Origin of the sequence: Hymenobacter metallicola (assembly GCF_004745645.1) — a bacterium.
GTDB classification, from domain to species: Bacteria; Bacteroidota; Bacteroidia; order Cytophagales; family Hymenobacteraceae; genus Hymenobacter; species Hymenobacter metallicola.
Map to the genome: position 1 here is coordinate 1,379,013 of NZ_SRMB01000001.1, position 12,090 is coordinate 1,391,102.

9 protein-coding genes and 3 tRNA genes are annotated in these 12,090 nt (G+C 57.8%); 6 read left to right on the top strand and 6 right to left on the bottom strand.

Annotated features, from left to right (window positions below):
• Window positions 1–31: 31 nt before the first annotated feature.
• The 6 genes from E5K02_RS05875 to E5K02_RS05900 all read right to left on the bottom strand — a co-directional run bounded on the left by E5K02_RS05875 (window position 32) and on the right by E5K02_RS05900 (window position 5,445).
• The gene (locus tag E5K02_RS05875; protein WP_135392983.1) at window positions 32–415 is read right to left on the bottom strand and encodes a RidA family protein; all 384 of its coding nucleotides are present in this window, start codon (window positions 413–415) and stop codon (window positions 32–34) included.
• A gap of 213 nt (window positions 416–628) precedes the next feature.
• Window positions 629–2,605 (bottom strand): DNA topoisomerase (ATP-hydrolyzing) subunit B, encoded by a 1,977-nt coding sequence (gyrB, locus tag E5K02_RS05880; RefSeq protein WP_135392985.1) that lies wholly within the window; start codon window positions 2,603–2,605, stop codon window positions 629–631.
• A 352-nt stretch (window positions 2,606–2,957) separates the two neighbouring features.
• A complete protein-coding gene (locus E5K02_RS05885; protein WP_135392987.1) occupies window positions 2,958–4,328 on the bottom strand; it encodes a T9SS type A sorting domain-containing protein in 1,371 nt (456 codons plus the stop codon).
• Window positions 4,329–5,003: 675 nt separating this feature from the next.
• A tRNA-Arg gene (locus tag E5K02_RS05890) sits at window positions 5,004–5,077 on the bottom strand.
• A gap of 115 nt (window positions 5,078–5,192) precedes the next feature.
• Window positions 5,193–5,266, bottom strand: a tRNA-Pro gene (locus tag E5K02_RS05895).
• A gap of 88 nt (window positions 5,267–5,354) precedes the next feature.
• Window positions 5,355–5,445, bottom strand: a tRNA-Ser gene (locus E5K02_RS05900).
• 358 nt (window positions 5,446–5,803) lie between these two features.
• Between E5K02_RS05900 and E5K02_RS05905 the strand changes: the two genes are divergently transcribed.
• The 6 genes from E5K02_RS05905 to E5K02_RS05930 all read left to right on the top strand — a co-directional run bounded on the left by E5K02_RS05905 (window position 5,804) and on the right by E5K02_RS05930 (window position 11,972).
• Window positions 5,804–6,613 carry a VWA domain-containing protein gene (locus E5K02_RS05905; RefSeq protein WP_167856298.1) on the top strand — a complete coding sequence of 270 codons (810 nt, stop codon included), beginning with the start codon at window positions 5,804–5,806 and terminating at the stop codon, window positions 6,611–6,613.
• A complete protein-coding gene (locus E5K02_RS05910; RefSeq protein WP_135392990.1) occupies window positions 6,610–7,584 on the top strand; it encodes a tetratricopeptide repeat protein in 975 nt (324 codons plus the stop codon). The genes E5K02_RS05905 and E5K02_RS05910 overlap by 4 nt, the downstream gene beginning before the upstream one ends.
• Window positions 7,585–7,735: 151 nt before the next feature.
• A complete protein-coding gene (locus tag E5K02_RS05915) occupies window positions 7,736–8,917 on the top strand; it encodes an acetyl-CoA C-acyltransferase (protein WP_135392992.1) in 1,182 nt (393 codons plus the stop codon).
• 192 nt (window positions 8,918–9,109) lie between these two features.
• Window positions 9,110–10,531 carry a toxin-antitoxin system YwqK family antitoxin gene (locus E5K02_RS05920; protein ID WP_167856299.1) on the top strand — a complete coding sequence of 474 codons (1,422 nt, stop codon included), beginning with the start codon at window positions 9,110–9,112 and terminating at the stop codon, window positions 10,529–10,531.
• 574 nt (window positions 10,532–11,105) lie between these two features.
• The gene (locus E5K02_RS05925; RefSeq protein WP_135392996.1) at window positions 11,106–11,498 is read left to right on the top strand and encodes a carboxypeptidase-like regulatory domain-containing protein; all 393 of its coding nucleotides are present in this window, start codon (window positions 11,106–11,108) and stop codon (window positions 11,496–11,498) included.
• Between the two features lie 96 nt (window positions 11,499–11,594).
• A complete protein-coding gene (locus E5K02_RS05930) occupies window positions 11,595–11,972 on the top strand; it encodes a hypothetical protein (protein WP_135392998.1) in 378 nt (125 codons plus the stop codon).
• Window positions 11,973–12,090: the final 118 nt, after the last annotated feature.

Below are 12,090 nucleotides of genomic sequence, written 5' to 3' on the forward strand. Positions count from 1 at the left end.
GATACGCAGCTGGGCTGCGCAAAGGCGTATTTTACGGGTAAGAAATAACGGCCGTGGCTTCAATTTCGACCAGCAGCCGGGCATCTATCAACGCTCGGACCTCAACCATTGTGGCTGCAGGGCGAATCTGGGCAAAAAACTCCCCGTGGGCCCGCCCAATTTCTTCCCACTGGCTGATGTCGGTGGTGAAGATGCGGGTGCGCACCACGTCGGTTAGCGAGGCCCCCGCCTGAGTTAGGGCAGCCGTTATCTTCTCCAGCGCCCGGCGGGTCTGCTCGTAGGCCGTGCGGCCCGTAATAGTGTCGCCGTCCTGGGCCGTCGTGCCGGCCACTTCCACCACGTTGCCAATCCGTACGGCCCGGGAATAACCCACAATACTTTCCCAGGGTGCCCCAGAGGCAATATTCTGCCGCATGCGTGTTGTTTAATTCGTTCTTAAATCAGACCAACATTCCGAGCGCAGCAAAGCGGAGTCGAGGAATCTTGCCTGCTGACGTTACAATGGTACCTGTTATGCTGAGCGTAGTTGAAGCATGATGACCAATATGGCCCACGTGGAGCTCTGCCATTTGTTAGGCAAGCACAATAAAAAAGCCCGCATCGAGCGGGCTTTTTTACTACTTGGCGCTTATACGTCCAGCTTGGCGTACTTGGCGTTTTTCTCGATAAAGTCGCGGCGGGGCGCTACTTCGTCGCCCATCAGCATGGCGAACAGGTGGTCAGCCTCGGCGGCCGACTCCACGTCCACGCGCTTCAGGGAGCGGGTGTCGGGCTGCATGGTGGTGGTCCAGAGCTGCTCGGCGTTCATCTCGCCCAAGCCTTTGTAGCGCTGCACGTTCACCGTTTCGGGCTTGCCGCGGCCCATTTCCTCCTGGGCATCCATCCGCTCCTGCTCGGTCCAGCAGTAGCGCTCCTCCTTGCCGCGCTTCACGAGATACAGCGGCGGCAGGGCAATGTAGATATAGCCTTTGTCGACCAGTTCGCGCATGTAGCGGAAGAAGAAGGTCAAAATCAGGGTCCGGATGTGCGAGCCGTCGATGTCGGCGTCGGTCATGATGATGACCTTGTGGTAGCGGAGCTTGTCCAGGTTCAACGACCGGGTGCTGCTGCCATCGTCCTCGTCGGTCTTCTTCTCGAAGCTCACGCCGAGGGCCGTAATCATGTTCCGGATTTCCTCGTTTTCGTAGATGCGGTGCTCCTGGGCCTTCTCCACGTTCAGGATCTTCCCCCGAAGCGGCAGAATAGCCTGGAAGGCACGGTTGCGGCCCTGCTTGGCCGTGCCACCGGCCGAGTCCCCTTCGACCAAGTACAGCTCGCAGATTTCGGGGTCCGATTCCGAGCAGTCGGCCAGCTTGCCGGGCAGGGAGTTGGAGCCCAGCACGGTTTTGCGCTGCACCATTTCGCGGGCCTTGCGGGCCGCAATCCGGGCGCGGGCTGCCAGAATCACCTTTTCGATGATGATACGGGCTTCCTTGGGGTTTTCCTCCAGGTACTGGTTCAGAATTTCCCCTACTACCGTATTCACCGCGCCGCTCACGTCGGAGTTGCCCAGCTTGGTTTTGGTCTGGCCTTCAAACTGCGGCTCCTGCACCTTCACCGAAATAACGGCGGTGAGGCCTTCGCGGAAGTCATCGCCCTGAATCTCCACCTTGGCCTTCTCCAGCATGCCCGACTTGTCGGCGTAGGCCTTCAGCGTGCGGGTCAGGGCCGAACGGAAGCCCGCTACGTGCGTGCCGCCCTCGATGGTGTTGATGTTATTGACGTAGCTGAAGATGTGCTCCTGGTACGAGTCGTTGTATTGCAGGGCCACTTCTACCGGCGTGCCGCCCTTCTCGCTGATAACGTGAATGGGGTTGGGCATGAGCACCTGCCGGCCGCTGTCGAGGTACTGCACAAACTCGCTCAGGCCGCCTTCGGAGAAGAATACTTCGCCCAGGAAGGTGCCGTCGTCGTTTTTTTCCCGCCGGTCAGTGAGCTGAATACGGATGCCCTTGTTCAGGTAAGCCAGCTCCCGCAGGCGGTTGGCCACCGTTTCGTACTTGTACACCGACTCGGTGAAAATCGTGTTGTCGGGCAGGAATTCGACCTGGGTGCCGTGTTCGTCGGTGTCACCGATTTCCTTTACCGGGTACTGCGGCACGCCGATTTTGTACTCCTGCTGGTAGATGTGGCCATTACGGCGCACGGTTACTTTTAGGTCCTGGCTTAGCGCATTCACGCAGCTTACGCCCACCCCGTGCAGGCCGCCAGATACCTTGTAGGAGTCCTTGTCGAACTTACCGCCGGCGTGCAGCACCGTCAAAACCACCTCCAGGGCCGAGCGGCCCTCTTTCTGGTGGAAGTCCACGGGGATGCCGCGGCCGTTGTCCTTGACGGTAATCGAGTTATTTTCGTTGATGGTTACTTCAATCTGGTCGCAGTGACCGGCCAGGGCTTCGTCGATGGAGTTGTCGACTACTTCCCACACCAAATGGTGCAGTCCTTTGATGCCCGTGTCGCCGATATACATGGAGGGGCGCTTACGCACCGCCTCAAGGCCTTCGAGTACCTGGATACTATCCGCGGAATACTCGGCACCGCCTTTTACTTCTTTCGTTTCGCTCATGTAAGACGCTATTATTTCAGCTTTCTACTAACATACAAAGATACCGATTTTATCCGGTTTTTGCCAGTTTTTATATGATTTGAGCGGGTTTGCCCGCACTGCCTTAGGCTAAGTTTCTCCCTGATTTAGCCATCGTTCTGACCTCAGCGGTATGCCCCTGGCCCGCGGGCTTTGTAGCACAGTTTTTTACGCTTGTCAGGGCCGTAATGAAAATACGCTTGTCAGGGCCGTAATGAAAAATAGTTGCGGCGCAAAAATCGATAACGAATTTAGAGCACAGCCCGCACCCACCAGAAACAACAAGCCCTTTCCACCAACGTGAAAAGGGCTTGTTATCGGAAAGTCAAAAGATTTATTGAATAACCAGTTTCTGCTGTGCGACACCGGCGCTGGTGCGCAATTCCAGCGTATAGAGCCCGGCTTTCTGCTTGCTCAAGTCGATAGGGGCCACCTGAGAAGCAACAGCCGTAGCATTCAGGTGCTGGTTGAGCACCTGACGGCCCAGGGCGTCGAACACCCGCACCGAAGTACCGGCCTTGATACCCGACCGCAGTTGCAGCTCAAATACCCCGGACGAGCTTGGGTTGGGATATACGGCCAGGGCTTTCTGCAGCTCCGAGTTACGGGCCGTGCTCAGAATTGTCGCGCTGGCCTTATAGACCCCGCCCGTGCCACTGGCACTGGTTACGGCGCCGGTGTAGCCGGCCGTGCGGCTGGCGAAATCAACCGTTCTGTGCTCACGGCCACGGTCAATGTCGATCCAAGTAGCCCCGTTATCGGTGGTGTAGGAAGAACCGTAGTCATTCGGCCCCGAAGGCGTTGGCACCGAAGTCCCTACGCTGACAATGATGTTGGTACCGGGCACATGGGCCAAATCATTATGGTTGAAGTTGCCGGTGTAGAATTGGGACTGCCACGTGTTGCCGCCGTCCGTTGTGTAAATCAGGTCGGAGTCGTTGAATGCAATGCCGTTGTTGGCATCCGACATGGCAATTTTGGTGATGGCGCCTACCAGGGGCGTAAGCTCGGAGGCCGTCCACGTCAGGCCGCGGTCAGTCGACTTCAGAACCCGCACGGGCACGCCATTATCCCCGTTTGAGGTACCCGCCCAGATGGTATTGCCAAGGGCACAGTACGAACCGGTGAGACCATATTCGAGTTCATCCAGGGGAGTGGGCAAGTTGGCCGCCGGTACGCGCGTCCAGTTGCGCCCCCCGTTGCTGGTGGTGTACACCTCAAAAACCCCATCGGGAGTCGGGTCACCCAGGGTCACACCGTTGTTGGCATCGAAAAAATACACCCAGTTGGCGAAGCTGCTGGCCGAAGTGAATTCGCCGCCGAGGGTAACCTTGGTCCAGGTGGTGCCCCCATCCGTTGTTTTCAGAATTTCGCCACCCGGACTACCAAACTGACTCACGAAGGCCGTGTTTTCATCCAAGGCGTGAATACCAGCCGCCTGAAAGCTCGAATTGCCCCGGATGGCTTTGTATTCCCAGGTAGCTCCCCCATTGGCCGTTTTAGATAAGGCGCGACTAGGGGAGTTGGTTGTATTGGGGCTCATGAGCTGCCAGGCAACCTGTTCACTGACGGTGTGCATCAGGTCCGAAATAAGGTTTCCTGGCGTAGAGGGTGTTGCAGTATTTTGGAGAACCCACTGCGCCTGGGCTTGCGGGGCAATGCCTAGTCCGGATAGCAACGCCAGGGTAAGTAATTGTTTTTTCATTGGAAGGAGGAATTGACAGGAATAAGTAAGTAGGGGAGCTCTAAAGTGGAGGAGCTTCCTCACTACGGAGTTCGAGGAGCATTCGTCGGCCAATATAAAGTTTTCGTGAAGAAAAATGCGCTATATGGGCGGTTAGTGCCGGCTGACGACAACTCATGCGACGATGAATTACGACCCGCTTGCTAGGCCTGACCGCGCTGGCCGAGCGTCCAGCCCAGTCGGTGCGGCGACATTGCGGTTTTCGCAGGCCAGCCTCAACGGCACGACTGTAGGGCGGTTCACTGCCCTCAACTCCAGCGGCGAAGTGCAGGTGGCAAGCACTTTCACCGGGTAGGCAGCCTTTTTGCCACCACGCTACTTATCGGCACGGGCGGCACCGACGTACTCCTGGCCAAATAGGTACGGCCTCGAACATGTGGCCGTGGCGGCAGCGGTGGTAGCTATACCGTAACCGCTAGCTCTCGGGGCGTGTACGTTACCAGCAGCCGGCTACGTTCGGCAGCCTGGTGTTCAAGCTTTTTCTTCTAAGCTCCCTAAGATTTCTTGCTAAGTTGGTCTGACGACCTGATAGCAAGCCTCCTCCGACTAGTGTAAAGAAATCCTTGCCTGTCCTTCTGTAGGAACCAAACGCAAATGAGCCACCCAACCCAAAGGCTAAGTAGCTCATTTACAAAGTACCCCGTAAGAGATTCGAACTCCTGACCTACTGCTTAGAAGGCAGCCGCTCTATCCAACTGAGCTAACGAGGCAAGTGAGGGGCGGAAGGCTCGCCAAAGGTACGCGAGAACTTGGTGCTTACAAAAAAAGGCCTTCTGAGTTCTTCAGAAGGCCTTTTCAGTTCCAGTTAACGGGGAACAAGCAACGTCGGGGTGGCAGGATTCGAACCTGCGGCCTCCTGCTCCCAAAGCAGGCGCGATACCGGGCTACGCTACACCCCGAAACATTCGGAGGTGCCCTCGGTGAGGAGAACAACCCGATGAAGGGAAACTTTCAGATTCTGGTGGTCCAAGGCTCTGAAAAAACCCGTGGCGGAGAGAGGGGGATTCGAACCCCCGGTAGCCTTTAGAGCTACGGCAGTTTAGCAAACTACTGGTTTCAGCCACTCACCCATCTCTCCTAGACAAGTCCCTTTTTGCTGAAAGGGTGTGCAAATATACGAGTAGAACGCAAAAACAAACCCTTCTGAAAAAAAATATCTTCATTTCCATACATCAGCGTACGGGCGCCGGACCCCTATCTTTGCCTCCTACCCTCGCCCCTGACCAGCGCTTGTGCATGAATTCTAATCAGTTGAGTTTTGAAGTAACATCATGAACTGGGCTCATCCACTCACATGGGCCGAACTGCTGGGGGCCCTACTTTTTTTTGTTTTGTACGTGGGCTATGCCTTGCGCACTCAGCGTTTGGCCGCTCCGCTAGGACAAAAGGGGTGGCGTATCGGGTGGAAACTGGGGTTGCGGCTCCTGTATTTTCCGTTGCTGCTCCTTGCCCTGCTGGGCCCCGCCTACGGAGTAACCCAGCAGCCCGTGCGTACGGCGGGCAAAGACGTATGGCTGCTTGTCGACCTATCCCGCTCCATGGATGCCCCCGACGTGGCTCCTTCGCGGCTGCAAAAGGTCAAGGCCGAGCTGAGCACGCTGATTAACCGCTTCCAGGCCGACCGACTGGGGTTGATAGTCTTTGCCGGTGATGCCTTTGTGCACTGCCCGCTTACCTACGACCAGAGTGCGCTGCAGCTGTTCCTGAATACGCTACAAACAAACCTGGTCACCGCAACGGGAACCGACCTTACCCCGGCGCTGGAACTGGCCCTCAGCCGCATCAGCGCCACGCCCCAAGTGGCGGGCAGCCCGCCCAGAGTGGCAGCGTTGGTATTAGTAAGCGACGGGGAAGATTTCGGCGAAAACCTGGAGCCGACCTTGCGGGTTTTGACGCGGGCTGGGGTGCGCTTGTTCAGCATGGGGGTTGGCACCCTAGAAGGCGCACGGGTGCCCCGCCCGACGGGTGGCTATCTGCGGGATGACCGGGGCCGGGAAATAGTGAGCCGGCTAAACCCCACAAGCTTACGCCGCTTGGCCGAGCAAACCAACGGGCAGTACTTTGAACTAACCAACCGTCGCAATGAATTTCCGCTGCTGGTCAATGCCCTTAACCGCATTGAAGGGCAGGCCGAGCAAGTCCGGACGGTATCGGTGGCCGACAACCGGTACCGCTACCCACTGGCCCTGGCGCTTTTGCTGTTGGCGCTGGATATTCTACTAACTATAAAAGTGATTCGCCCGTGAAACCTTTGCTGTTCCTGTTGCTGCTGGCCCTGCCCACCTGGACCAGCCTGACCCGCATTCGGGACCGGAATGAGGTGGTAGAGCAAGCCCAGCAGGCTTACCGCCGGGGTAATTTTGGCCGCGCCGCCGACCTGTACCGGCAGGCGGTAGAAAAGCTCGGCGCCCAGGATGAAGCCATTGTGCTAAATCTGGGTCATGCCTACGCCCAGACCGGGCGCTCGGCCCAAGCCCGCGCTTATTATGGGCGCCTGCTCACCAGCAAAACCGCCGCGGTACGCAGCGTAGCCCGGCAGCAACTAGCGGTATTGGCCGCGCAGCAAGGCGAATATGCTCAGGCGGTGGCCCTGCTCCGGCAATCCTTGCTGGCCGACCCCACCAATGCCGCCGCGCGCTACAATTACGAGGTGCTGCGCGATTATCTGACCCGGCACCCTAATGAACCCCGGATTCCGCCGGCGGCCAACGCTCCAGGCGCGGCCAATAAATCGGAAAAGGCGCCCAACCAGCCCCAGCCCAAGGCCGGCAACGAGCGCAGCGGACAGCTCAACGACCCTACCCAGCCCAACGATCCGCGCAACGCCCCGGAGCGGCAAGCCAGTCCTAATGGGCAGCCCGACCCCAACCAGAACGGCCCCGGCGGCGGCACGCAGCCCACCGACAGCTTTCAGCCGGGGGCGGGTACTCAGCAACGGATAGCCCAAGGCAACCAGCCTGGCAACACGCGGGGCCTCGATACGGGCACTGCCGGAGACAACAACTCCGGTGCCGCCAGCCGCCAGCCGGGTACTGAGCAAGCCTCCTTGGATGAAACCCAGCTGCAAACGCAACGCGAACGGCTGCAGCAGATGAACCTAAGCGCGGGGCAGGCCCGGCAACTGCTCGATGCCTTGCGCACAGCCGAGCAACAATACCTGCAGCAAATGCCGCACCGTAGCACTCAGAAACCAGACCCGAAAAAACCGACCTGGTAATTGCCAGGCCGGAAACAACCCGCTGCTTTTTGGGGTTTGCCCAGGCGGCCAAGGCGCTTGTTGTGAGCCTCCACCGCCGGATACTACCTGCAAGCAGCGCAATTCGTACTTTTAGCCCGTCATTCACCCCAAACTCCCACCCTTCCCTTTTATGCAAGTCAAAGAAGTATATATCATTTCGGCCGTGCGCACCCCCATTGGCAGCTTCGGCGGCAGCCTGGCCTCGTTGTCGGCCACGGAGCTGGGCGCTATTGCGCTGAAAGGCGCGCTGGAAAAAGCCGGCGTCGATGGCAAGGAAGTTGACCAGGTTATCATGGGCAACGTTATTTCGGCAAACCTGGGCCAGGCTCCGGCCCGGCAGGCCGCCAAAAAGGCCGGCTTGCCCGATACGGTAGAGTGCACCACGGTAAATAAAGTCTGTGCTTCGGGCACCAAGGCCATTATGTTTGCCGCCCAGGCCATCATGCTCGGCCAGTCGGAAGTGATTCTCGCCGGCGGCATGGAAAGCATGTCGAACGTGCCCTATTACCTCGACAAAGCCCGCTTCGGAGCCAAATACGGCCACTCCCAGATGATTGACGGCCTCATGAAGGACGGCCTCTGGGACCCGTATAACGACTACGCCATGGGCAATGCGGCCGAGCACACGGCCAAGGAAATGGGCTTTACCCGCGAGCAGCAGGACGAGTTTGCCATTGAATCATACACCCGCAGCGCCAAAGCGGCCAAGGAAGGCAAAAAGAAGGACGAAATCATTCCCGTAACCATCGAAAGCCGCGGCAAAACCACGGTTATCGAGGACGATGAGGAGTATCTGAAAGTGGATTTCACCAAGGTAGCCGGCCTGCGGCCCGCCTTCACCAAGGATGGCACCGTAACCGCGGCCAATGCCTCGACCTTGAACGACGGCGCGGCGGCTATCCTGCTTATGAGCAAGGAGAAGGCCGAGGCCCTGGGCGTAACGCCTATCGGCAAAATCCGCGGCTTCGCCGATGCCGAGCAGGCGCCCGAGTGGTTCACGACCTCGCCCTCCCTGGCCATTCCTAAGGCCCTGAAGCACGCGGGCGTAAGCCCCGAGGAAGTGGACTTCTACGAAATCAACGAGGCTTTCTCGGTCGTTTCGCTGGCCAATAACAAGCTGCTGAACCTGGAAGGCACCAAGGTGAACGTGTACGGCGGTGCCGTGTCGCTGGGCCACCCCCTGGGAGCTTCGGGTGCCCGTATCGTGACGACCCTGATGAACGTGCTCAAGAATGAGGGCGGCAAAATCGGGGTTACCGGTATCTGCAACGGCGGCGGCGGGGCTTCCAGCCTTGTGGTCGAGCGGCTGTAGGCCCCAACGCAGCAGTTTTCTCAGATTTGCTGCTGCCCTGCTTTTACCTTTGTCAAAAAGCCGCTCTACCAAGAGCGGCTTTTTCTTTGCTATTTCGATTTGGCAAACTAAAGCCAGCTGGCTTGGCGTTTGCAGACGAGGGCGCAACAACTCCTTAGTGGTTTCGCTTTTCTATTTTCATTTTTGATGACAGTGAACAAGTTGCTCTCTTTTCGATTCGCTTTGCTGGCTGCTGGCCTGCTCCTCAGCAGCCAGGCAACTCAGGCCCAGAAGCTGCGGCGTTTGATTTCGTACTACGACTCGACTAACACCCAGAAGCGCGAAGTATACTCGGCCCTGGTAGCCGGTGATACGGTGCTGGAAGGCCCTTACAAACGGTTTTATCGTTCGGGCAAGCTCGAAGCCCAAACCCGCTACGCCGGCGGCAAGCGCGACAGTGCCTACGTCGAGTTTCACCCCAGCGGCAAGCGGCGGGTGGAAGTGACTTACAGCCAGGGCGTGCGCCAGGGGCCGTTCAAGACTTATTATGAGACGGGCAAAGTAGCGCAGGAAGGCACGTATGAAAACGACCAGCCGACCGGTACGCTGCGCTACTACCACCCCAGCGGCGAAATAAAGCTGGAAACCAGCCTCAATAACGGCCAGCCCGCCGGCGTGGTGCGGGAGCTGTACGCCGACGGCAAGCCCAAAGCCGAAATAACCTACGAAAACGGGCAGGCCAACGGGCCGGTGAAAACCTACTTCCCCAACGGCAAGCTGCAGAGCGAGGCAACCTTTAGCCGCGGCCTGCTGGCGGGACCCTATAAAACGTACTACGACAACGGGCAGGTGGAAACGGAGGTACTGGCCGACCGCACCGGCCGGGGCACCTACCACAGCTACTACCGCTCGGGCAAGCTCCGCACCGAGGGCACCTACGTGGCCTCTACCCTCAACGGCCGGGCCGTGAAGAACCCGCTGGGCGACGACTTGACCAAGCAGGCCCGCCAGATGACCGGCGGTACGGCTAACCTCGAAGGCCCCGCCAAGGCGTACTACGAAAGCGGCGCTATCAAAAGCCGGATGACCTACCGCAACGGCATTCTGAACGGCACGCAGCAGGACTTCTACGAATCGGGGAAGCCCGAGCAGACCATTGAGCACGCCAACCAGGGCCGGGACCGGAAAATCACGCTTTACTTCGAGGACGGCATGGCCCGTGGTGAGCAGCAGTTCAAGAACGGACAGCCCAGCGGCACCTGGCGCACATTTTTCCCCGGTGGCAAGCAGGTGCAAACCCAGGAAACCTATGTGAACGGCAAGCTCAACGGCGAGAAGCTAACCTATTATGATACTGGTACCGTGCAAAGCAAGCTGCTGTACGAAAACGGGCGTCCGGTGGGCACAGGCCGGGAGTTTTATAGCTCCGGCAAGCCCAAATCGGAAACAACCTACCTGAAAGGGCTCAAAGCGGGCAGCTTCAAGCAGCTCCGGGAAGATGGTACGGTGGAAATCAGTGGGGCCTTCCGCAATAACCGCGAAACAGGTATCTGGACCTACTTTGGACCTGATGGCAAGACGGTGGCTAAGAAAGTTACGTTCCGCAACGGTCAGCAAGTAAGTTCGGGCAAATAGAGCCGTCAGCCGCTCGGCTGCCTACCCCACCCATGGTCTAGCCCCTCTATCGTGTACATTGCACGAGGGAGGGGCTACTTTTTTTATTATTCTATCAACTTATGAATCAAGTATATATCTCTAAATATATAGGTGTTTTAAAAAAATTTCTAACCCATAGGCAGCCCTTTGTATCCGGTTCCCATCTTATTGGTGTGATGCAGGTAATAGTGCAGAAGTAGGACCCCATACTCCAATTCAGTCTTTCTTTTCCCTTGTAAATGCAAGGATTTTCAGTGAAATGAAAATAAATTTTAAAACTACCTTGCATCACATAGTACCATATACTACCTTTGTCATGTTCTTCTACTCTACCAGAGCGGGGAACCACTTAAAACCTGGTTCCGGGCCAACCGCCCCCTAGAGTTGCCTGCCCCTACCCTGGGGCCTCTGACCTACAGCTGGTTAGCTAACCACCGCCAGCTGGGCTTGCCCCTCCCCTTTAATGCGCTAACCGGCTTCTTCGTCCGGAACAGAACCGCGGCTGTTTGGACGCGCATAGGCTGGCCTTTGACCTCACTTTCCTTCCTGAGCTATGAAAACCTCCTTTTTCTTCCGTACTCTCGCCGCTTTCCTGTTTGCTGCCCTGCTGTTTTCCGGCGTGCAGGGCTCTACCCCCACTGCCAGCTACGGCACCCTGACCGGTGTTCTGCGGGATGCAGTTACCCACGAGCCGATTCCGGGCACGAATGTAGTATTGCTCAACACCCGCGGTAACACCCTGATTTGCAGCACCAAAACCCGTCCTGACGGCACCTTCCGCCTGGATAAAGTCCCCTACGGCCAGTATAGCTTCCGGGCCACGGTACTGGGCTACCAGCCGCTACAGCCCAAACTGGTCTTTAGTGCCAAACAGCCCCACGTGGTAATGGGCACGCTGAGCCTGCAACCCATGAGTTCAGAATTGCTGGCCTTGGCCAACCGCTAAGCCCGACGGCTTTTTCCCTTCCATTTCAACGGCGGCCCATGCTGCGGCCCCTTTTCATCTTCTCTTTCTCTTCTCAACTCCTTCACTTTCTGTGTTATGAAAACTTCCCTGATTTCCCGCCTGAGCCTAGTAGCTGCCCTGTTTGGTTTGTCCATCACGATGGCTAATGCCCAAACCTCCATCTATACCGAAGATGCCAAGCAGCCCGGCACCGGCTACTGGAGCATTGAAACCGACCTGGCGCGCCGCGACTACAGCATTGTGCGCTTCTATAACGCCAGCCACGAGAAAATCTACGAGGAACGCCTCGACGACGTGTGCCTGGATCCTAGTCGGGGCACCGCGGCCTGCCGCCGCACGGCCCGCATGCTCAGCAATGCCGTGGTACAGGTGCAGCGGGCCCGCAACAACTCCATGGTTACGAATGGCCTGAGCCTGCACCGCCGCGACACGAAAGTGTACGCCTCCCGCTAAGCCTTATTAGCGCCTCCTTTTTCGACCGGCTGCAGAACACCCAGGCAGGGTTTCTGCAGCCGGGTGGAAAACCAAGAGTACGGCAGCCATGTCAATTTACTTCCTCAGCTGCTCCAGC

Bases quoted from the DNA above. Each gene is read 5' to 3' on its own strand.
- E5K02_RS05925 (WP_135392996.1), top strand. From the start codon at position 11,106: ATGAAAACCTCCTTTTTCTTCCGTACTCTCGCCGCTTTCCTGTTTGCT.
- gyrB (WP_135392985.1), bottom strand. From the start codon at position 2,605: ATGAGCGAAACGAAAGAAGTAAAAGGCGGTGCCGAGTATTCCGCGGAT.
- E5K02_RS05915 (WP_135392992.1), top strand. From the start codon at position 7,736: ATGCAAGTCAAAGAAGTATATATCATTTCGGCCGTGCGCACCCCCATT.
- E5K02_RS05875 (WP_135392983.1), bottom strand. From the start codon at position 415: ATGCGGCAGAATATTGCCTCTGGGGCACCCTGGGAAAGTATTGTGGGT.
- E5K02_RS05930 (WP_135392998.1), top strand. From the start codon at position 11,595: ATGAAAACTTCCCTGATTTCCCGCCTGAGCCTAGTAGCTGCCCTGTTT.
- E5K02_RS05885 (WP_135392987.1), bottom strand. From the start codon at position 4,328: ATGAAAAAACAATTACTTACCCTGGCGTTGCTATCCGGACTAGGCATT.